Below are 20,683 nucleotides of genomic sequence, written 5' to 3'. Positions count from 1 at the left end.
AGGGGCCGAGAGGAGATAGCCAGCAGCAGGATGCGGCGAAAGGGACTGCCCGTCAGCAGGAACAGGTATACGCCGTTGGGGGGGTTATCGCAAACAACCTGGGGCACGGGCGAGCCGATGCGTACAGGGAGTGAGCGTGTTCAGCGTGCGCCCAACCGCCACCCCAGGCCCGACCACCGGCCCGCATGCCGCGCCAGCGCTTCGCGGATCACCGCTTCGCTGCCGGCCACGTGCAATGCGCGGCGTGCGCGGGTGATGCCGGTGTAGACCAGCTCGCGCGACAGTACGCGGTTGCCGCGTGTGGGCAGCAGCAGCCACACCGTATCGAACTCCGAGCCCTGCGCCTTGTGCACGGTCATGGCGAAGGCGGATTCGTGCGCGGGCAGGGCGGCCGGATGGAAGGCGCGCGGGTGGTCCGCATCGTCACCGGGAAACCATGCCACCAACGTACCCGCCGCATCGCGCAGGCAGACGCCGATGTCGCCATTGAACAGGCGGTGGCGGTAGCTGTTCTCGGTGACGATCAGCAACTGGCCCTGGAAGTGGCCTTGCGGGGCGCGTCCCGATCCGCCGCCTTCGGCGAGCAACCGTTCGATGCGTGCATTGAGCGTGCGCGCGCCCTGGGGACCTTCGCGCACCGCCGTCAGCAGGCGCAGGCGCGTGGACTGTGCCAGCGCGTCGGCAGGCGTCGCGGCGTGGCCCAGCGCGCGGAAATGCGCCAACAGGGCATCGCGTTGCGACTCCAGCGGGTCGGCCAGTCCTTCGTGGAAATGCACGTTGGACAATGTACCGGCGCGCAGCTGCGCCAGCGCGGCGTCGGCGTCGCCCTCGCGCACGGCGGCCGCCAGCGGTGCGAGATCCAGCGCCTCGCTCTGGCGCCATCCGCGCTGCAGGTGCACGCGGATGCCGGGGAAGCGTGCTTCGCCCCCTTCCTGCGCAAGGACAGACGTGTCGTCGGCATCGCCGAGCAGGAGCCGCAGCACGTCGGCATCCGCACGCCCGATGGCGTCGCCTTCGCCCGCGGCGCCGAGGATGGCGGCCAGCACGTCGCCGGCTTCCACCGAGGGCAGCTGGTCGGGGTCGCCGAGCAGCACCAGCCGCGTGCCGCTGGCGACCGCATCGACCAGTTTGGCCATCAGCGGCAGGTCGATCATCGACGCCTCGTCGACGACCACGACATCGAACGGCAGCGGGTTGTCGCCGTCGTGGCGGAAGCGTGGGGAATCCGGAATCGTGCCGAGCAGGCGATGCAGGGTGGTGCCGCTGGTGGGCAGCGCGGCGAGCAGATCCGCGTCCACGTCCATTGCGGCCAACGCCTGTACCGCCTGGCGCACGCTCTCGGCCATGCGCTCGGCGGCACGGCCGGTGGGCGCGGCCAGCGCGATGCGTGGCGACGCGCGACCTGCGTGCAACGCCTGCGCGACCAGCAGCACCAGCAGGCGCGCGGTGGTGGTGGTCTTGCCGGTGCCCGGGCCGCCAGTGACCAGCAGCAGCGCATGGCGCAGAGCGAGCGCGGCCGCGCGCGCCTGGCGGTCGTCGTGCGTGGCCTGCGGGAACAGGCGGGCGAACAAAGGGGCGAGCGGCTCGATGCCTGTTTCCGGCACCGGCTGCGTGGCGATGCGTTGCAGGCCCAGCGCCAGCGCGCGCTCGTACTCGCGATAGCGACGCAGATAGAGCAGGCCGCCTTCCAGCACCAGCGGCGCATGCGGATCGGCGACAGCGGTGGCATCGTCCGGCGTGTCGACCCAGCGCGAAGCCTCGAGCTGTCGTGTCCACGCGGTGGCATCGGGCCAGGCGATCTCGGCCTCGACCAGCGCATCCGCTGCACCGAGACGCACGCCGGCATGACCCTTGGCCACCGCCAGCGACGCCAGCGCCGCCGCGGCGAGCACGGCATCGGGCGTGTCGCGGTCCAGCCGGCGCAGGCTCTGCGCCAGCGCATGGTCGAGCGTGCGCAGGTGGCCGCCCTTGTGGAGCGCGTCGAGCAGGCTCATGCGCCGGCCTCCGTCGCATGGCCGGCGAACAGCGCATCGAGCGCCTGCACCAGCTCGGGCGCAAAGCGCTGCGCATGCACCCCGGGCGACCGTGGCTGGGTCAGATCCAGGCCACGGCAGAACAGGTAGCGGATGCCGCCGAAGTCGCGTGCGTAGTCGTAGGCATCGCCCAGGCGGAAGCGCAGCCAGCGGTGCAGCGCCAGCGTGTAGATCAGCGCCTGCAGGTCGTACTCGCTGTGCACCATCGCCTGCTGCATCGCCGCCGCGTCGTAGGCGGGCAGCTGGTTCGACTTGTAGTCGAGCACATACCAGCGGCCATCGTGGCCGTAGGTGAGGTCGATCAGGCCGGTCATCAGGCCCTCCAGCCGCGCGCGTGTGCCGAAGGCGCTGCGATGGCGCAGCAGGCCGTGCCGATGCAGCAGCGCCAGCAGCGCCGGCACGGCGGTGGGCTGCATGGCGAAGTGGAACTCGATTTCCGCGCGGCGCGACGCCGCCGGCACGTCGGCCAGGCGCACGCCTTCCGGCAGCGTCGTGCACAGCGTCTGTCCCACCAGCGGCACCAACACTGCGAGGCCGTCCTCGATGTCGGCTTCGGCGTAGCCGCCTTCGTGCAGGGCCTGCACGATGACATCGGCCTGGCCGTCGGGCGCGGGATCGCCCGGCTGCCAGTCGCGCCATGCAGCGAAGTCCGCGTTCTCCAGCGCGGCGTGCATCACCACGCCAAAACGGCTGCCGGCGAAGCGCGGATCGGCCTGCACCAAAGGCGTGACGGCCGCATCGGGCAGTACGTCGGCATCGGACGCGGGGGCTTCGTCTTCACCACCGGGATCGGCCTGGGTGGCGGCAGCCAGCGGATCGGCGCCTTCGGCATGCGCGAGCTGGGTGAAGCTGTAGACCCACCAGTCGGCGGCGACGCGGCCGCGTGCGGTGCGGGCCGGCGCGACGACGGTCGCACCGTCCTGCGCCAAGCGCGGCGGCGGCGGCTCGGCAGGGCCGTCGACGATGCGCACGTCGGCCTGCGCACGCAGGCCGGCGATGCCGGCAAGCAATGGCGCAAGGCGGCTCCTGTCGAAATCCTTCACATCGCCCGCCGCGATCCACAGCGCATGCGCCGCGCGGGTCAGGCCGACATAGAGCAGCCGCGCATCCTCGGCGATGGCATCGCGCCTGGCCGCCTCACCGGCCGCTTTCCATGCGGCATCCTCCTTGTCGATCTTCCACTGCAGCACGCGGCGGCCATCGTCGTCGTGCACGATGCGGTGACGGCTGGTGTCGGGACGGTGGGTGCCCAGCCCGGCGAACGGCAGGTAGACCAGCGGATATTCCAGGCCCTTGCTCTTGTGCAGGGTGACGATCTGCACACGCAGCGCATCGCTTTCCAGCCGCAGCAGCTGCGCTTCGTCGCCGGGATCGGCACGGGCGATGCGCATCTGCAGCCAGTCGAGCAGACCCTGCAGGCCCAGCGTGCGGGCGGCGGCCTCCTGCAGGTGCTCGCCCAGTTGCAGGTAGTTCGTCAGCCGCCGCTCGCCGTCCAGCAGGCCGAGCAGCCGCGTGGCCTGTTCGGCGCACAGTTCGGACACCAGTGCGAACGGGCCGCTGCGCTGCCAGCGTTCGCGCCAGTGCAGCAGCTTCGCCTGGTGGTCGCGCTGCGCATCGCCTCCGTCTTCCAGGGCGGCGATGGCGGCGGCGTCCTGGCCGAACAGCACCGTGGACAGTGCCGCACGCAGCCGGCCGCTGTCGGAGGGATGCAGCAGGGCGAGCAGCAGGGTGCGCAGCTCGCCGGCCTCGGCGGTCTCGAACAGGCTCTGCCTGCCCGCAGCGACCGCCGGCACGCCGGCGCGCGCCAGGGCCTGCTGCACACGCGTGGCGTCCTTGTGGTTGCGCACCAGCACCGCGATGTCGCCGGGCTGCACGCGCCGACCCCTGATCAGGGCGCGATCCCCGCGGGCCGCGGAGAGGACGGCATGGATGTCGGCCACGCAGGCGGCGACGGCGGCTTCCCGCGAGGCGTCGGCGTCGAGGGGTCCACCGTCGCCGCGCAGCAGCCGCAGCGTCAGTGCCGGTGCGGGCGTGCCATCGCGCAGGTAATGGTCGTCGCGCTGCGCACCCCCGGGCTCGACCGCCTCGAAGTGGATGCCGGGATGCGCGAAGGGCTCCTGGCCCGCCGCCGCCGCGCCGGCGTACAGCGCCTGCACCGCGCGCAGCACGGCAGGTCGCGAGCGGAAGTTGTGGGTCAGCGGATCGGCGTGGACGGTGGCGGGATGGTGCTTGGCGGACAGGTACGTGGCGACGTCGCCGCCCCGGAAGCCATAGATGGCCTGCTTCGGATCTCCGATCAGGAACAGGGCGGGCACGTCGCCGATCGCACGGACGGCGTCGGAATCGCCGAACACGCGGGCGAAGATCTGCCACTGGCGCTCGTCCGTGTCCTGGAACTCGTCGACCAGTGCGATCCGGTACTGCGCGCGCAGGCGGGACACCAGCGTCAGCGTGTCCGGACCACCCGCCAGGGCGTCGGCGACGCGGTCGATCAGGTCGTCGTAGGTCTGCACGCGCCGCGTGCGCTTGAGCAGCTGCAGGCGCTGGCGCGCTTCGTCGCGCAGGCGGTGGAGCAGCGCGGCACGCCGGGCGAGTTGCATCTGCTGCCAGGCATCGTCGGCCTCGCACCAGTCGCGCAAGGCGTCGAACAGCGGCGATACCGGCACGCGCGCCTCCTGCCCTTCCTTGCAGTAGCCCAGCAGGGCGTCCGGCAGCAGCTTCTGCAGGTGCGTCTTGTCGGTGCGCGGCCAATCGGCGAGGACGGCACCGGCCTGCAGTTCGTCGAACGCCTTGTCGAAGCTCGGTCGGCGCGCGCGGCGGCCATCGAACACCTTGGCATCGAACGCCGTCGCGATCACGGCGCGCGCCTCCGCCAGGTACAGGCCAATCGCCTCGACCAGGTGCGCGGCACATCCCGCACGCGTCGCATCGACGGCGACCTGCCGTTCCTCGTTCCCTTCCACCGGCGCCAGCGGATACAACGGCAACGGCTTGCACAGTGCGGGCAGGTCTTCGGCCAGGGTGCCGGGATCCTTCCACAGGCCGATGAGGGCGTCGGCGGTCTCCGGATCGGCGGCATGCACACGCCAGAGGTCGGCGGCGACTTCGGCATACAGGTCGCGCGCGTTGCCGAGCAGTTCGACGGCGGCCAGGCCCTGCCCCGCTTCCAGCGCATGTTCGCGCAGCACGCGAGCGCAGAAGCCGTGGATGGTGAAGATGGCGGCGAGGTCGGTTTCCTCAACCGCGGTGCGCAGGCGGCGCGCCAGCTGCGCCGGCGTCTCGGTGCCGCCGGCGAGATGGCGGTCCAGGATGAAACGCGTCAGCGCGATCTCATGGTCCTCGTCGTCCTGCACCGGCGTGCCGATCACGTTCGTCGCCAGCGCCAGCCGCTCTCGGATGCGCTTGCGCAGCTCCTGGGTGGCGGCTTCGGTATAGGTCACCGCCAGCACCTGGCCCATGCGCAGCCGCTGTTCGACGATCAGGCGGGTGAACAGCGTCGCCAGCGTGTAGGTCTTGCCGGTACCGGCACTGGCCTCGATCAGTTGCACGCCGTCCAGGGCACGCGCCAGGTAAGGCTCCTCCGCCAGGTCGGGGGCACTCATGCCGCACCTCCGTCGTGGCGCGTACGGCCGTGGCGAAGCAGGTCGTAGACGTCCAGGCTGGTGCGCTCCAGTTCGGCATAGTCGTCGTCGCGCGCGAAGGGATCGCGACCGCGCAGGGCGAGCCGGATCGCCTCGCCCTCGCCTTCCGCCCAACCGCCGTTGCCATCGCCGTGCCAGCGCTTCCAGCCGGCGGCGCGGCGCTTTCCGGGCTCGGCGTTCCAGATATCCCAGCCGGTGGACGGGGCGAACAGCAGTGGCGCCTGCAGGCCTCGCGCGTGCAGGGCCAACAGGCAGCGCAATGCCGTGCGCGCCTGCTCCGGCGCCAGCGCCTCGATCAGGTGCGGCCCCGGATGGTCGCCGTCGTGGAACTGCACCAGCGGCAGGCGCGCACCCGCCGCATTGGCCAGCAGCCAGTCCAACCCCCAGCGCAGCGCTGCGCGGCCGTTGAGTGCGTCCGCGCGCAGGCGCACCAGCCCGCGCGCGGTCACGTCGGCGACGCGGCCGTGCAGGCGGCGGCCATCGAGCTCGATGGCATAGGCCGCAGAGGCCGCCGTCTCGCCCGCCAGCCACTCGCGACGCGCCCGCGCGAACGGAGACGCCCGCGCCAGCATGGCCTCGAACTGGCGTGTGCCGAGCGCACCCGATGGCAGCAGCGCGCGTGCACGCAGGCGTTCGCGCAGGCCGGCTTCCTGGCCGGCATCCATCGCGTCGATCAGCGCCTGTTGCAGCCGCGCGCGTTCAAGCCCGCGACCGGGGACGACCAGCGGCTCGACATCTTCGCCCTGGTCGACCGGCTCGGGCAGGCGCAAGCCCAGGCGCTGTTGCAGGAAGCGCCCCTGAGGATCTGCGAAGAAGCGCCGCAGCGCATCGAGCGACAGGTCGGCCGTGTCGGCCTTCTCTGGCGGCAGCGGCTGCAACAGCCAGGGCGCCAGGGCGTGTCGTGCTTCGCCCAGACGCTGGCCAGCCTCGCGCCAGCGCGCACGGTAGCTGAAGCGGCGCGGTTCATCGCGGCTGCCGAACGCCTCCGGCGCGAACGGCTGCAGCGTGTGGCGCACGACCAGTCGCGTCCTCGCGCCGGGATCGGCGTGGTAGCGCGCGGCGACGTCGAGCAGTTCGCTGACCAGCACCGACGGCTCGCGCACGCTGCCGTCGCGCGGGTCGTTGCCGAGGTAGCTGAGGTAGAACACGTCCTGCGCGGCGGCGAACAGCTGCAGGAACAGGAAACGGTCGTCCTCCCGCGTCGAACGGTCGCCGGGCAGGCGCCGTCCCGCATGCAGTTCGGCGGTCAGCTTGTTGAGGCCGGCGGCGGGATCGCGCCGGGGGAAGTCGCCGTCGTTCATGCCCAGCAGGCAGATGACCCGGAATGGCAGCAGGCGCATCGGCACCATGCGGCCCACGCTGATGCCGCCGGTCAGCAGCGGTGCGCGCGTGTCCGCCTGCGACAGCAGGTCGGCGAAGTGCGCGCGCACCACCTCCGGCGGCACGGTACCGCCATAGCCGGCCGCCTCCGCGTCGCGGGCGAAGCGGTCGATGAGGGTGCGCAGGCGGTCCAGCGCGCGTTGCGCGCGCGGTGCGGCCGGCCGTTCCGGCAGCAACGCGTCGAGCAGGTGCAGCAGGCGCTCACGCCATCGCGCAGGCGTCTGCGCTTCGCCGAGCACGCGCCGCTGGCGGGCGAGTTCGCGCAGCAGGCGCACCAGCGTATCGAGCGCGTCCAGGCCGCTGCCTTCCAGCTCCGGCCAGGGCGCGACACCGGCGATCTCGTCTTCGCTGCCGCTCGCGTGGCCCAGCAGCAGACGGTCCAGCGCGAACTGCCAGGTGTAGGCGTCGTCGGCTGGCGCATCGGAAGCGACGCGGTGCGCGGCATCCAGGCCCCAACGCGCGCCTGCCTGGCGCAGCCAGCCATGCAGGCGGTCGATGGCGTCGCTGTCCAGCCCGGAGGCTTCGGCCATGGGCGCGCTGGCCAGCAGGTCGAGCACCTCGTCCAGGCCGAAGCGCGACACCGGCAGGTCCAGCAGGCGCAGGAACACCTCGGCCAGCGGTTCGCTCGCCAGCGGGCTGGTATCGGCCAGCGCCCAGGGCAGCGCATCGTCGTGGCCGGTGCCGCCGAACACCGCATCCAGGTAGGGCACGTACGGATCGATGTCCGGCGCCAGCACCGCGATCTCGCGCGGCTGCAGCGGCGGATCGAAGCGCGGGTCGTCCAGCAGGGCGCGCAGCTGATCGTGCAACACCTGCAGCTCACGCAGGCGGGTGTGGCAGGCGTGGACCTGCAGGCTGGCATCGGCCAGGTCCAGCGAGGCGCGCGGCGGCGGCACGGCCGGCGCGCGACGGTGGAACAGGTCCGACTGCAGGCGCCGCAGCAGCGTGTCGGGGCCCTGCGTGGACAGCGGATCGGCGTAGACGTCGATCTCGGCGCGCGGGTGCACCACTTCGTAGTCCCCCAGCAGCGCCATGAAGTCGCGGCCGGCGGCACCCCAGGCCTGCAGCAGCGGGTTCTCCTGCACGTCGTCGGCGAACAGCGCGCTGTCGCCACTGCGGCGGCGCTCGCGCAGCGTCTGCAGGTCTCCCCAATAGCCGCGCGCCGGCGTGGGCAGGTAGAAATGCAGCGTGCCCACGCGCGCCTGGGTGGCCAGCACGCGGAGCACGTCGGGCGAGATGTTGAGGGTGGCGAACACCAGCAGGCGTTTCGGCAGGCCCTGCGGGAGCGGGCCGTCGTCGCGGCCGAAGCGCGCGAGATAGTCGTGGATGCGGCGTGCACGGTAGTCGCGCCCGGCGGCGACCGCGCGCCACAGTCGCGCCTGGGCGTCGTCCTGGTCGGCGCCCGCTTCCCAGCGCAGCAGCCAGTCGCGGCGCCAGGCCTGGTACTTCTCGTACACGCCGGCCAGTTCGCCGGCCAGCGCCCAGGGCTTCAGCGGGTCGCCGTCGCCCAGCCAGGCGTCCAGCGAGGCCATCGCGGGCGTGCCGCGCAGCGTCGGATCGCCCAGCGCGCCGTACAGGCGCCACTGCAGGGCGGCCATGTCCAGGTCGTCGGTGCTCGGACCGAGATTGGCGTCCAGCGCGCGGGCGACGAACTCGCCGGGGGTGAGGAATTCCAGGTTGGCGGCCACACCGTACCGGGTCGCCAGCGTGGCCTGCAGCCAACGCCGCATCGCCACCTGGGGGATCAGCACGACATCCGGCGCAAGCGGCGACTGGCCCGGCACCGGGTTGCGCAGCTCCTCGGCCAGCAACGCCGCAAGCAGCTCCAGTGCGTTGGAGGGATACAGGCGGAAGTCGGGCGCGGCGTCGGCGGTCATCGTCGCCGTCATTGTGCCGGATGGCGGTCGCAGCACCGGAGACCAGACGGTTTGGGCCACAGCATCCCGCACGGCCGTGCGCGCGGGCGCTGTCCGGGTGCCACAATAATCAAACTGCGCGGTACGGTTTATGTTCAGCCGCTGGCCGCGAAGCTACGCCGTTGTTTTTCCGTTAACCCGTTGACCCCGGTCCACGGACCCGCTCGCCGACGACGCCCATGACGCCTGCCGACGCCCCTGCCGTGCACCTGTCCGGCCTCCGCCTTGACCGCGGCGGCCGCACCATCCTGCGCGGCATCGACATGACGGTGCCGCGCGGCAGCATTACCGCCGTCCTTGGCCCGTCCGGCAGCGGCAAATCGACGCTGCTGGCCGCGCTGACCGGTGAACTGCCGCCTGCCGCGGGTACGGTGGAGGTGTTCGGCCAGCCCGTGCCGCACGGCAGCCGCGCGCTGCTGGAGATGCGCAAGGGCATCGGCGTACTGCTGCAGGGCAACGGCCTGCTGACCGACCTGACCACGGCGGAGAACGTGGCGCTGCCGCTGCGCACGCATACCAAGCTGCCCGAGGCGCTCATCCGCCGGCTGGTGGACCTGAAGTTGAACGCGGTCGGCCTGCGTGCCGCCGCCGACGCCTACCCGCGCGAGCTGTCCGGCGGCATGGCGCGCCGCGTGGCGCTGGCCCGCGCGCTGGCGCTGGACCCGCCGCTGATGCTCTACGACGAGCCGCTGACCGGCCTGGACCCCATCGCCTCGGGCGTGATCATGAGCCTGATCCAGCGCCTCAACGACACATTGGGCCTGACCAGCATCATCGTCAGCCACCACGTGCACGAGACGCTGCCGATCGCCGACCAGGCGGTGGTGATCGCCAATGGTGGCCTCGTGTTCTCGGGCACCCCCGCCGAACTCGACGCCACGTCGGACCCGCTGGTGAGGCAGTTCCTGCGTGGCGAGCCGGACGGTCCGATCGCGTTCGATACCGTCAAGCGCGGGGAGGCCGCGTGATGGCCTTCGCCACCGCCATCCGGTCGCTGGGCCGCGCCGGCCTGTTCTCGCTGTCGGTGTTCCGCGCATCCACGCCGACCCGCGACTTCCTGGCCGAGCTGACCCGCGAGATCTACAAGATCGGCGGCCGTTCCCTGCCGATCATCGCCGTCGGCGGCGCGTTCGTGGGGCTGGTGCTGACGCTGCAGGGCTACCGCACGCTGACCACGTTCGGCGCCAGCGACGCGCTGTCCACGCTGCTGGGTCTGTCCCTGTACCGCGAACTGGGCCCCGTGCTGACCGCGTTGCTGTTCATCGGCCGCGCCGGCAGCTCCATCGCCGCCGAGCTGGGCCTGATGCGCGCCACCGACCAGATCAAGGCGCTGGAACTTATGGCGATCGATCCGGTGGCCAAGGCCGTGGCGCCGCGCTTCTGGGCGGCGGTGCTGACGGTGCCGCTGCTGACCGGCTTTTTCTGCTCGCTGGCGATCAGCGCCAGCTACTTCGAGGCCGTGCACGTGCTCGGCCTGGACAACGGCACGTTCTGGTCGGCGCTGCAGAACAGCGTGGATTTCTGGGACGACTTCGGCGTGGCGCTGCTGAAGTCCGCCGTATTCGGCGGCACCGCCGCGCTGGTGGCCGCCTACGTGGGCTTCCACGCCGAGCCGACCATCGAGGGCACCTCCGTGGCCACCACCCGTGCGGTGGTGAACGCCTCGCTGCTGGTGCTGATGTTCAATTTCGTCATGTCTGCATTGCTGTTCAGGAGCTGACCCATGTCCATCCGTGGACCCCGCCTCGAATTCGCCGTCGGCGCCTTCCTGCTGCTGGCCCTGGCCTCGCTGCTGGTGCTGGCACTGGCTTCCACCAACAAGCGTTTCGGCGTGGGCGGCGGCAGCTACGAGCTGACCGCGCGCTTTTCCAACCTGGGCCAGCTGCGCAAGCAGGCGCCGGTGAAGATCGGCGGCGTGGTGATCGGCCAGGTGGCCGACATTCAGCTGGATCCGGTCAAGTTCGACTCCATCGTCACCCTGTCCATCGACAGTACGTTCAAGGACCTGCCGGCCGACACCGCGGCGGGCATCTTCACCAGCGGCCTGCTGGGCGAGAACTACATCGGCCTGTCGCCTGGCGGCGATCCTGAGCCGCTGAAGGACGGCGACGAGATCGCCTTCACCCAGCCTGCGGTGGACCTGCTGCAGCTGGCCGGCAAGTACATGTTCAGCGGCGGCGCCAACAATGCCGGCGCAGGCTCCGGGGAAACCCCGGCCAGCGGCGAGACCGCGCCCCCCGTTACGGAAGAACCCACACCATGAAGACCCTGACCAAGCATTCCCTTCTGTCCATCGCCCTGTCGGCGGCCCTGCTGGCGGCCGCGCCGGCCACCGTGTCCGCACAGGGCGCCGTCCCGGCCGCCGCCGCGAAGCAGAACAGCGCCAGCCAGGTGGTACTGGGCAGCAGCACGCGCATCCTGGCCACGCTCGACCAGCGCCGCGCCGAGTTCAAGGCGAACCCGGCCGCGCTGCGCCAGTACGTCACCAGCGAGTTCAACACGCTGTTCGATGGCGACTATTCGGCCCGTCTGGTGCTGGGCGTGCATGGCCGTGGCGCCTCCGACGCCGACGTGAAGCTGTTCGGCCAGGCCCTGACCGAGCGCCTGCTGTCGGCCTACGGTGCGCGGCTGGCCGACTTCAACGCACGGCTGAAGGTGCGGGTGAAGTCCGAGTCGCCGCTGCCGGGCGGCAAGGGCGTGAAGGTCGAGACCGAGTTCGTGCAGCCCGACCAGACGGTCACCCCGATCACGTTCTATGCGCGCAACGTCGGGGGCCAGTGGAAGGTGTTCGACGTGCTGCCGGAAGGCGTGTCCTTCGTGCAGACCTTCAAGACCCAGTTCGACACCCCGCTGCGCCAGAAGTCCATCGCGCAGGTGGCCTCGGACCTGAAGTCCGGCAAGCTGCAGGTCAATGGCAGTGCCAGCGGCAAGTGACGCCCACATCAGGCGGGACGGCGACGCGCTGGTGTTCGCCGGCGCGCTGGACCGCGCCGCGGCCGCGGCGCTGTGGGCGCAGGCCGCGGCGCAGCTGGCAGGCGTGCAACGCTTCGTCCTGACCAACGTCACTACCGTCGACAGCGCCGGACTGGCACTGTTGGCGGAACTGGCGGCGCGCGCGCGCGCCGCCGGCGCGGTACCCCGCGTCGAAGGCCAGCCCGCCGGCCTGGCCGATCTGCAGGCCGCGTACCGCCTCACGCCGGAGCTGGATTTCCCGGCGTAACCCCCACCCGCAGTTTCCAGGAATCAGGATGAATCTGTTCCGCCTCAGTACCGTCGTCCTGCTGGCCGCCCTGGCGAGCGCCTGCGCGTCGGCACCCAAGCCGTCGGCGGCCGCGCCGGCTGAGGCCACGGTGATCGACAGCACCGCCGCGGCGGCGGCTCCGTTGCCCGCCGAGCCGCCGATCGACCCCGCCAGTATCGATGCACCCGCACCGATGGCGGACAACGCCACGGCGTCTGAAGGCGAGGACGATTTCGCCGCCATTTACGGCCAGAGCGCCACCTACGACCCGGTCGCCGATCCCACCCTGCCCGCGCCAGTGCAGGCGCCGGTCGCGTACGACCCGTGGGAGAAGTTCAATCGCCAGGTCCACCGCTTCAACAACGCCGTCGACCGCACCGTCGCCCGCCCGCTCGCCCGTGCCTACGTGGCGGCGGTGCCGCGCCCGGTTCGGTTGGGCGTGGGCAACTTCTTCGACAACCTGCGCCAGCCGCTGACCATGGTGAACCAGCTGCTGCAGGGCCGCCCGCGTGATGCCACACAGACGTTCGGGCGCTTCCTGGTGAATTCCACGCTGGGCATCGGCGGCCTGTTCGACCCGGCCAGCGACCTGAAGATGAAGCGCCGCAGCGAGGATTTCGGGCAGACGCTGGGCACGTGGGGTTGGCGCCGTTCGCGCTACATCGAACTGCCATTCTTCGGCCCGCGAACGGTCCGCGATGTGCTGGGGATGGCCGGCGACATGCCGCTCAGTCCGGTGCGCCAGATCGAGGACGACAAGACCCGCATTTTCCTGCAGGGCCTGAACCTGGTGGATACGCGCGCGCAGCTGCTCTCGCTGGACAGCCTGCGCGAGGGCGCGGTGGACGACTACGCGCTGGTCCGCGACTCGTGGCTGCAGCGCCGCAACTACCAGATCGAAAGCCACCGCACCCCGCAGCAACCGTCCGAAGGCGAGTTGCCGGAATACCTGCAGGACGAGACCGACCCCACGGTGCCGGTCGACGCCATGCCGATGCCGGAGATCAATGGCGGCGGTTGAGGCGCGATTGCAGTGCATTGAGTGAAAACGGCGCCGCAAGGCGCCGTTTTCTTTTGCGCTGCCCCCTCTCCCTGCGCAGCGGGGAGAAGGAAGCCTGCATCCTTACTCCGCTTCGTCGCCACCCAGCAGCTTCTGGCTCTCTTCGCCAGGCAACGCTTCAACCCCGCGCAGCTGGCGCTCGATGGCGCGCGTGCGCACACCGGCCTGCTTGATGCTGTTCTGCACGGTGTCCAGCTGGCTGTGCGCCTTCTCCAGCACGGTGGCGAACTTGCCGAACTCGGTCTTCACCGCGCCCAGCAACACGCGCACCTCGCTCGAACGCTTCTCGATGGCCAGTGTGCGGAAGCCCATCTGCAGGCTGTTGAGCAGGGCGGCCAGCGTGGTGGGGCCCGCGACGACGATGCGGTAGTCGCGCTGCAGGGCATCGACCAGGCCGGGGCGACGGATGGCTTCCGCGTAAAGTCCTTCGGTGGCCAGGAACAGCACCGCGAAGTCCGTCGTGTGCGGCGGCACCACGTACTTCTCGTTGATCGACTTCGCCTGCACCTTGATCGCACGCTCCAGCTGCGTGGCGGCGATGCGCATCGCATCGGCGTCGCCGCGCTCCTGGGCCTCGATCAATCGCTCGTAGTCTTCGCGCGGGAATTTGGCGTCGATCGGCAGCCAGACCGGCACATCGCCGTCCTGGCGACCCGGCAGGCGAATGGCGAAATCCACCGCTTCGTTGCCCTCCGGGCGCACCTTCACGCTGCGCGCGAACTGCTCGGCCGTCAGCACCTGCTCCAACAGGTTCTCCAACTGCACTTCACCCCAGCCACCGCGGTCCTTGACGTTGGTCAGCACGCGCTTCAGGTCGCCGACGCCGGTGGCGAGCTGCTGCATTTCGCCCAGGCCCCGTTGGACGGCCTCCAGCCGCTCGGACACGAGCGAAAACGACGCATCCAAGCGCTGGGTCAAGGTGGCCTGCAGCTTCTCGTCCACCGTCGCGCGCATCTGCTCCAGCTTCTGCGCGTTGTCGGCCTGCAGTTCCTTCAGGCGGCCTTCCAGCGTGGCGCGCATCTCGCCGATGCGCTGCTCGTTGCGCTGGGTGAGCTCGTTGAGGCGTTGGCCGAGCGCATCGGCGAAGCGCTGCTGCGATTCCGCGGATTCCAGCCGGCCCTTGCGCGCGTCTTCGCTGAGCGTGTCGCGCAGCACGTCCAGGCGCTGGTCGGTGCGGGTGCTCAGGTCGGCCAGGCTGCGCGCGAAGCCGTCGATGCGGACTTCCTGCGCGCGCGACAGGCCCTCCAGCTGCTCGCGCAATTCCCCGCGGCCCTCGCGCTGTTCATCGCGCAGCGCGCGCTCCAGCAGGTCGCCGATCCGGGCTTCGGGGCGGCGCAACACCAGCACCGCCAGCAGCACGACGGCGATGGCGACGAGAATCAACAGCAGGACGAGCAGAGTCTGGGAATCCATGCCGACAGTGTAGCCGCTGGCGTCTCACCGCCTGAGGCGGACGCAGCGCGAACCGCCTCGCACGGGAAGCGCGCGCCACGTCACGGGACGCGGATGCGCGGCTTGACCCCCCGGGGGGCGGCAACGCACAGTCGCGGCGCACTGACCGCTTGGGGAAGGCCGGCATGCTGCAACGTCTCCGCACACTGATGGGCGCCGCGCCCGATTCCGCGCCTGCGCTGGCGGCCGCGCGAGAAGCCGCCCTGCTGGCGGCATTGGGCGAACCTGCGCGCATCGACCGCGACGCCGACCGGCGCCATCGGGTGGACGTGCACGTGTACGCCCGCGATTTCGCCGCGGATCGCGCCTCGGGCCGGGACGAGGGCTGCGTCCTGGTCACCAGCGGCATGAGCGACCGGCTGATGGCGATGCCCGAGGGTTACGACGGCGACGAGTCCGCCGCGCGGGAGCTGCTGTGGTACGTGCGCGCACCGCACCAGGCCTTCATCGAACGGCTGCGCTGGCTGGCCAAGCTGCCGTTCGCCGAAGGCAGCTGGCTGGGCTACGGCCACACCGTGCCGCTGCCGGAACCTCCGCTGGCGGGCTCGCCGTTCTCCACTTTCCTGCTGCTGCCGCCGGTCGTGGCGGCCGACCGCCACCTGTTCGACAACCTGCACCTGCATGGCCAGGGCGTGGAGCCGCTGGCGGTGCACCTGGTATCCGATGCCGAATACGATCTGGTGCGTTCGGACGAGGGCCTGGACGTATTCCTCGACCTGCTGGACGTGCACCGCTACCCGCTGGTGTTCGACCCGGCGCGACCCTCGTATCTCTGAAGCACCGCGCGTCGTGCGACGTGGTGCACCGCCGATTGCCAGCCGCGCCGCGCGCGCATAGGCTGCTGGCGGCCCCGGGGCGGGGAGCGCCCGCGGGTCATGCCCCCTCAGCTTTCCATGCCGACCTGTCGCCGGCATGCCGCCCCATTGACGCATTCGAGGAGTTCCCATGACCTGGCTACGGCGCAAATCCATCGACCGGATCACCCAGCATGAAGAAGGGCGCCGGCTGGTGCCCACGCTGAGCTGGCCGCACCTGGTCGCGCTGGGCATCGGCGCCATCGTGGGCACGGGCATCTACACACTGATCGGCGTGGGCGCGGACAAGGCCGGTCCCGCCGTGCTGCTGTCCTTCGTCATCGCCGGCGTGGTCTGCGCCTGCGCAGCACTGGCCTATGCGGAACTTTCGACGATGATGCCGGCCGCCGGCAGCGCCTACACCTACAGCTACGGCGTGCTGGGCGAGTCCATCGCCTGGATCGTCGGCTGGAGCCTGATCCTGGAGTATTCGCTGGTGGTCAGCACCGTGGCCGTGGGCTGGTCCGGCTACTTCGTCGGGTTCCTGCAATGGGTGCAGCAGAACTTCGGCTGGAACGTCACCCTGCCCGCCGCCCTTGCCGCGGGTCCGCACGCCGGCGGCGTCATCAACCTCCCGGCCATCGTCATCACGTTCATGGTCGCCGGCCTGCTGATGGCCGGCACGCGCGAGAGCGCCACGCTCAACGCGATCCTGGTGGTGTTCAAGCTGATCGCCCTGGCGGTGTTCATCGCCGTCGCGCTGCCGGCGTTCAACCCGGACAACCTGCAGCCGTTCATGCCGTTCGGCTTCCCGAAATCGCTGGATGCGGCCGGCGTCGAACGCGGCGTGATGGCGGCCGCGGCGATCATCTTCTTCGCCTTCTACGGCTTCGACGCGATCTCCACCGCGGCGGAGGAGACCAAGAACCCCGGCCGCGACCTGTCGATCGGCATCATCGGCTCGATGATCGGCTGCACGCTGATCTACCTGCTGGTGGCGCTGGCCGCGGTGGGCGCGATGAGCTACACGGTGTTCGGCAAGAGCGCCGAACCGCTTGCGCTGATCATGCGCGAACTGGGCCACGGCACCGCCGCGCTGGTGATCGGCATCGTGGCGATCATCGCCCTGCCCACCGTGCTGCTGGCGTTCTTCTACGGACAAAGCCGCATCTTCTTCGTGATGTCGCGCGACGGCCTGCTGCCGCGCGGCCTGTCGAAGGTCAACGCGCGCACCGGCACACCGGTCGCCATCACCGTGTTCACCGCCATCCTGGTGGCGGCGCTGGCCGGCGTGGCGCGGCTGGACGAGATCGCCGCACTCGCCAATGCGGGCACGCTGGCCGCCTTCGTCGCAGTCGGCGTCTGCCTACTGGTGCTGCGCAGCCGCGAACCGGAGCGCCCGCGCGTGTTCCGCACGCCGCTGGCATGGATCGTCGGCCCCGTCGCCATCCTCGGCTGTCTGTACCTGTTCTGGAGCCTGCCGCAGAGGACGCAGCTGTGGTTCCTGGTGTGGAACGCTGTCGGCTTCGTCGTCTACCTGGCCTACAGCCGGCGCAACAGCGTGCTGGCGAAAGGCGGCGATGCGTGATGGCAGCTTGGCATGCATGACGACAAGGCGGGCTTCGGCCCGCCTTTTCTTTGTCCACGCGCCGGCCATGGCGCCATCCCATACGCCGGCGTGTGCATGCACAGCGCTTCATTCCCGGCGCCCGCGGCACTAAGATGCCGCGCAGGCACACCATCCCCCGGGTTACGACGTTGATCATCCATCCCAAAGTCCGCGGCTTCATCTGCACCACCACCCATCCGCTCGGCTGCGAGCTCAACGTGCGTGATCAGATCGCCGCCACGCGCGCGCAGGGCGTGCGCAAGGACGGACCGAGGAAGGTGCTGGTGATCGGCGCGTCCAGCGGCTACGGCCTGGCTGCCCGCATCAGCGCGGCGTTCGGCTTCGGTGCGGACACGCTGGGCGTGTTCTTCGAGAAACCGGGCAACGAGAAGAAGGCCGGCACCGCGGGCTGGTACAACTCGGCCGCGTTCGACAAGTTCGCCAAGGCCGAGGGCCTGTACAGCCGCTCGATCAACGGCGACGCGTTCTCCGACGAAGCGCGTGCAAAGGTGATCGAGCTGATCAAGAACGAGATGGGCGGCCAGGTCGACCTGGTAGTCTATTCGCTGGCCTCGCCGGTGCGCAAGCTGCCCACCACGGGCGAAGTGAAGCGCTCGGCGCTGAAGCCGATCGGCGCGCCGTACACCTCCACCGCGATCGACACCAACAAGGATGCCATCGTCCAGGCCACCATCGAGCCGGCGACCGAGCAGGAGATCGAAGACACCGTCACCGTGATGGGCGGGCAGGACTGGGAGCTGTGGATCGATGCGCTGGACAAGGCCGGCGTGCTGGCCGACGGCGCGCGCACGGTGGCCTTCAGCTACATCGGCACCGACATCACCTGGCCGATCTACTGGCACGGCGCACTGGGGCGCGCCAAGGTGGACCTGGACCAGACCGCGCAGCGCCTGGACGCGCGCCTGCAGAAGACCGGCGGCACCGCGAATGTGGCGGTGCTGAAATCGGTGGTGACGCAGGCCAGTTCGGCCATCCCGGTGATGCCGCTGTACATCAGCATCGTGTTCAAGGTGATGAAGGAACTGGGCCTGCATGAAGGCACCATCGAGCAGCTGGACCGCCTGTTCCGCGACCGCATGTATCGCACCGACGGCGCTCCGGCCGCGACCGACGACGAGAACCGCCTGCGCCTGGACGATTGGGAGCTGAAGCCCGAGGTGCAGACGCAGGCCAAGGCGCTGTGGCCGCAGGTGACCAGCGAGAACCTCTTCCAGCTGACCGACTACGCGAACTACAAGCACGAGTTCCTCAAGCTGTTCGGCTTCGAGCGCGACGACGTGGACTACGATGCCGACGTGAACCCGGACGTGCAGTTCGACTGCATCGAGTTGTCGCCGGAGGGTTGATCGCCGCGCATGGCGCAGGAAGAGGCGGGCTTCGGCCCGCCTTTTTCGTTTGCTCTCCTGTAGGAGCGACGTCAGTCGCGACCGCACGGCCGGACAGCAGGGACCTCATCAACAATTGCAGGTGCGCCGGGATGCATCATCCGGCGCCATCGACATCTGTCAGCGCGCGGTCGCGACTGACGTCGCTCCTACAGTGAAGCCGGCTTGCAATCCTTCCCCAGCGCCCGGATACGCATGCCGCGCAGGTACACCGCGTTGCCATGGTCCTGCAGCGCGAGATGGCCGCGGCGCGCCGTCGCGAAGTCCAGCTGCCCGGCGAACTTGCTGCCGGCGACGCGACGTTTCCAGTCATCGCTGTCGAGGTCGTAGGTCGCCACGCGCACGCCATTGAGCCAGTGCTCCACGTGCGGCCCACAGGCGACGATGCGCGCGTGGTTGTATGCGTCGATGGGACGAAGCGCGTCCTGTCTCGGCGCGACCAGGTCGTACACCGCACCAGCACGATGGCTCGGCACGATGCGGTCCTCGGCTTCGCGGTCGTCCAGCAGCTGGTACTCGACCGCACGTGCCCACACGGGCGAGGCATCGACGGCGCGATAGAACACACCGCTGTTGCCGCCCGCAGGCAGGCGCCATTCGAATTCGAGTTCGAAGTCGTCATAAGCAGCGACACTGATGATGTCGCCACTCCCCGCAGCCGTCAGCGCGAGTTCGCCATCGCTGGCCTGCCAGCGCGGATCCAGTGCGGACTCACCGACGCTGCGCCACTGCGCGACACCGGCGAGCGACTGCCACGGTACGGCCGGTGTGGACGCGCAGCCGGCTGCCAGTGCGGCGAGCAGGATCGGAACGATCCGCGCGCCGTGCATGCTCAGTCGACCACCCGGCAGAACACCGCCTTCAGGTAGCGCGATTCCTGCACGTGCGCCATGAAGGGATGGTCGGGGCCGGCGCCGGCGACCTTCAGGATCTGGATCGTGCGACCTGAGAAATACGCGGCGCGGCGCAGCATGTCGAGGAACTGCTCCTCGCTGACCAGGCCCGTGCACGAGAACGTCGCGAACAGGCCGCCGGGCTTCACCACGCCCAGCGCCAGCTTGTTCATGTCCAGGTACTTCTTCAGCGCAGCGATCACCTGCTCGCGATCGCGCGTCATCTTGGCCGGGTCCAGGATCACCACGTCGTACTGTTCGCCGCGGTTCGCCGCATCGCGCAGGTACGGGAAGATGTCGGCCTGCACGAACTTCGGCCGCACATTGTTGAGCCGGGCGTTGCCCTTGGCGATCTGGATGACGTCCTGGTCGATGTCCACCCCAACGACCTCACTGGCACCGCGTGCCGCCGCGTACACCGCGAAGCCACCGGTGTTGCAGCACAGGTCCAGCACGGTCTTGCCGTCCACCTGGCGGCTGAGCCATTCGCGGTTCTCGCGCTGGTCGGCGAAGAAGCCGGTCTTGTGCGCGCCGGCGGGATCGGCGCGGAACTTCACGCCGTACTCGGTGATGACGGCCGCTTCGGTGGTGGTGTTGCCGTGGAAGTCGAAGCTCTCCTGCTTCTGCACGTGTTCGTCGGCGAAGCTGTGGAAGCGGCAGCCGGGGAACTGCTCGCGCAGCGCCTCGTAGATCCATTCGCGGTGGCGGAACATGCCGGCCGCGAAGAACTCCACCACGATCAGGTCGCCGTAGCGGTCCACCACCAGGCCGGACAGCCCGTCGCCCTCGCTGTGCACCACGCGCCAGGCATCGCTGACGGCATCCAGCTTCAGCACGTCCCGGCGCAGGGAGACCGCATCGGCGATCTTGCGCGAGAACCAGCCGGCATCCACCGGGATGTCGGGGTGGGTCTCCAGGATGCGCACGGCGATGCGCGAATGGCCGTTGTAGAAGCCGCGGCCGATCCACTCCCCATCCACGCCGACCACCTCGACGAGGGTGCCGGACTTGGGCTTGGCGGCGGGCTTCTCGACCAGCTTCTGGAAGATCCACGGGTGGCTGGAACGCCAGGCGTTCTTCAGGCGTACGGTCGGGTTGGGCGTATTCATGAACGGCATTTTACCTGCCCCGTTGACCTGGCCGGGCGCCATCCGGACAATCCGCGCCAGAAGGGGAGTAGCTCCCAACGTGCCGGCCGTCATTTCGAGCAGCGATGCTCCGGTCCCACGGCAGCCCACCGGGCTGTGAGCGAGACCTT

The 20,683-nt window shown here is 70.1% G+C and carries 15 protein-coding genes; 9 read left to right on the top strand and 6 right to left on the bottom strand.

What is annotated here, in order from left to right; genetic code table 11:
• Positions 1-140 precede the first annotated feature (140 nt).
• From recD to recC, 3 genes are read right to left on the bottom strand one after another with little or no spacing between them, the layout of a single operon-like run.
• Positions 141-1,994: an exodeoxyribonuclease V subunit alpha gene (gene recD / locus IAE60_RS03660; RefSeq protein ID WP_187573914.1), complete on the bottom strand. Its 1,854-nt coding sequence runs from the start codon at positions 1,992-1,994 to the stop codon at positions 141-143.
• Positions 1,991-5,635, bottom strand: a complete 3,645-nt coding sequence (locus tag IAE60_RS03655) for a UvrD-helicase domain-containing protein (RefSeq protein ID WP_187573913.1) — start codon at positions 5,633-5,635, stop codon at positions 1,991-1,993. The genes recD and IAE60_RS03655 overlap by 4 nt, the downstream gene beginning before the upstream one ends.
• On the bottom strand, positions 5,632-8,931 hold the full coding sequence (gene recC / locus IAE60_RS03650) for an exodeoxyribonuclease V subunit gamma (protein WP_187573912.1): 3,300 nt from the start codon (positions 8,929-8,931) through the stop codon (positions 5,632-5,634). Before recC ends, IAE60_RS03655 begins: the two co-directional genes overlap by 4 nt.
• Positions 8,932-9,149: 218 nt before the next feature.
• Here recC and IAE60_RS03645 point away from each other — a divergent pair, with 218 nt between their 5' ends.
• Genes IAE60_RS03645 through IAE60_RS03620 form a run of 6 tightly spaced genes read left to right on the top strand, consistent with a single transcriptional unit; the run spans position 9,150 to position 13,232 of the window.
• Complete coding sequence (locus tag IAE60_RS03645) at positions 9,150-9,938, top strand: ABC transporter ATP-binding protein (RefSeq protein WP_187573911.1); 789 nt, start codon at positions 9,150-9,152, stop codon at positions 9,936-9,938.
• The gene (locus IAE60_RS03640) at positions 9,938-10,690 is read left to right on the top strand and encodes an MlaE family lipid ABC transporter permease subunit (RefSeq protein WP_142122896.1); all 753 of its coding nucleotides are present in this window, start codon (positions 9,938-9,940) and stop codon (positions 10,688-10,690) included. Before IAE60_RS03645 ends, IAE60_RS03640 begins: the two co-directional genes overlap by 1 nt.
• 3 nt (positions 10,691-10,693) lie before the next feature.
• Positions 10,694-11,233, top strand: a complete 540-nt coding sequence (gene mlaD / locus IAE60_RS03635; protein ID WP_187573910.1) for an outer membrane lipid asymmetry maintenance protein MlaD — start codon at positions 10,694-10,696, stop codon at positions 11,231-11,233.
• A complete protein-coding gene (locus tag IAE60_RS03630) occupies positions 11,230-11,904 on the top strand; it encodes an MlaC/ttg2D family ABC transporter substrate-binding protein (protein ID WP_185894688.1) in 675 nt (224 codons plus the stop codon). Before mlaD ends, IAE60_RS03630 begins: the two co-directional genes overlap by 4 nt.
• The gene (locus IAE60_RS03625; RefSeq protein ID WP_244966645.1) at positions 11,888-12,190 is read left to right on the top strand and encodes an STAS domain-containing protein; all 303 of its coding nucleotides are present in this window, start codon (positions 11,888-11,890) and stop codon (positions 12,188-12,190) included. Before IAE60_RS03630 ends, IAE60_RS03625 begins: the two co-directional genes overlap by 17 nt.
• A gap of 28 nt (positions 12,191-12,218) precedes the next feature.
• A complete protein-coding gene (locus IAE60_RS03620; protein ID WP_187573908.1) occupies positions 12,219-13,232 on the top strand; it encodes an MlaA family lipoprotein in 1,014 nt (337 codons plus the stop codon).
• 102 nt (positions 13,233-13,334) lie between these two features.
• Here the strand turns inward: IAE60_RS03620 and IAE60_RS03615 are convergent, their stop codons facing one another.
• Complete coding sequence (locus IAE60_RS03615) at positions 13,335-14,684, bottom strand: DNA recombination protein RmuC (protein ID WP_187573907.1); 1,350 nt, start codon at positions 14,682-14,684, stop codon at positions 13,335-13,337.
• A gap of 164 nt (positions 14,685-14,848) precedes the next feature.
• On the opposite strand from IAE60_RS03615, the gene IAE60_RS03610 reads away from it, so the two are divergent.
• The 3 genes from IAE60_RS03610 to fabV all read left to right on the top strand — a co-directional run bounded on the left by IAE60_RS03610 (position 14,849) and on the right by fabV (position 18,493).
• Complete coding sequence (locus IAE60_RS03610; RefSeq protein ID WP_187573906.1) at positions 14,849-15,499, top strand: suppressor of fused domain protein; 651 nt, start codon at positions 14,849-14,851, stop codon at positions 15,497-15,499.
• A gap of 169 nt (positions 15,500-15,668) precedes the next feature.
• Positions 15,669-17,105 (top strand): amino acid permease, encoded by a 1,437-nt coding sequence (locus IAE60_RS03605; RefSeq protein ID WP_187573905.1) that lies wholly within the window; start codon positions 15,669-15,671, stop codon positions 17,103-17,105.
• 170 nt (positions 17,106-17,275) lie between these two features.
• Positions 17,276-18,493, top strand: coding sequence for an enoyl-ACP reductase FabV (fabV, locus tag IAE60_RS03600; protein WP_187573904.1), 1,218 nt, complete (start codon positions 17,276-17,278; stop codon positions 18,491-18,493).
• 188 nt (positions 18,494-18,681) lie between these two features.
• Here fabV and IAE60_RS03595 read toward each other — a convergent pair whose 3' ends face one another.
• A complete protein-coding gene (locus IAE60_RS03595; protein WP_187573903.1) occupies positions 18,682-19,362 on the bottom strand; it encodes a 3-keto-disaccharide hydrolase in 681 nt (226 codons plus the stop codon).
• Between the two features lie 2 nt (positions 19,363-19,364).
• The gene (locus IAE60_RS03590) at positions 19,365-20,534 is read right to left on the bottom strand and encodes a class I SAM-dependent rRNA methyltransferase (protein ID WP_187573902.1); all 1,170 of its coding nucleotides are present in this window, start codon (positions 20,532-20,534) and stop codon (positions 19,365-19,367) included.
• Positions 20,535-20,683 lie beyond the last annotated feature (149 nt).

The organism is Pseudoxanthomonas mexicana, assembly GCF_014397415.1.
GTDB lineage: Bacteria > Pseudomonadota > Gammaproteobacteria > Xanthomonadales > Xanthomonadaceae > Pseudoxanthomonas_A > Pseudoxanthomonas_A mexicana.
Note: the sequence above shows the minus strand (reverse complement) of the source record. Positions and strands in the feature narration are given on the sequence as shown.

Excerpts from the sequence above, each read along its gene's own strand:
- IAE60_RS03640 (WP_142122896.1), top strand. The coding sequence starts at position 9,938 with ATGGCCTTCGCCACCGCCATCCGGTCGCTGGGCCGCGCCGGCCTGTTC.
- IAE60_RS03595 (WP_187573903.1), bottom strand. The coding sequence starts at position 19,362 with ATGCACGGCGCGCGGATCGTTCCGATCCTGCTCGCCGCACTGGCAGCC.
- IAE60_RS03630 (WP_185894688.1), top strand. The coding sequence starts at position 11,230 with ATGAAGACCCTGACCAAGCATTCCCTTCTGTCCATCGCCCTGTCGGCG.
- IAE60_RS03615 (WP_187573907.1), bottom strand. The coding sequence starts at position 14,684 with ATGGATTCCCAGACTCTGCTCGTCCTGCTGTTGATTCTCGTCGCCATC.
- IAE60_RS03645 (WP_187573911.1), top strand. The coding sequence starts at position 9,150 with ATGACGCCTGCCGACGCCCCTGCCGTGCACCTGTCCGGCCTCCGCCTT.
- IAE60_RS03590 (WP_187573902.1), bottom strand. The coding sequence starts at position 20,534 with ATGAATACGCCCAACCCGACCGTACGCCTGAAGAACGCCTGGCGTTCC.
- IAE60_RS03605 (WP_187573905.1), top strand. The coding sequence starts at position 15,669 with ATGACCTGGCTACGGCGCAAATCCATCGACCGGATCACCCAGCATGAA.
- mlaD (WP_187573910.1), top strand. The coding sequence starts at position 10,694 with ATGTCCATCCGTGGACCCCGCCTCGAATTCGCCGTCGGCGCCTTCCTG.
- recC (WP_187573912.1), bottom strand. The coding sequence starts at position 8,931 with ATGACCGCCGACGCCGCGCCCGACTTCCGCCTGTATCCCTCCAACGCA.
- IAE60_RS03610 (WP_187573906.1), top strand. The coding sequence starts at position 14,849 with ATGCTGCAACGTCTCCGCACACTGATGGGCGCCGCGCCCGATTCCGCG.
- IAE60_RS03620 (WP_187573908.1), top strand. The coding sequence starts at position 12,219 with ATGAATCTGTTCCGCCTCAGTACCGTCGTCCTGCTGGCCGCCCTGGCG.
- IAE60_RS03655 (WP_187573913.1), bottom strand. The coding sequence starts at position 5,635 with ATGAGTGCCCCCGACCTGGCGGAGGAGCCTTACCTGGCGCGTGCCCTG.
- recD (WP_187573914.1), bottom strand. The coding sequence starts at position 1,994 with ATGAGCCTGCTCGACGCGCTCCACAAGGGCGGCCACCTGCGCACGCTC.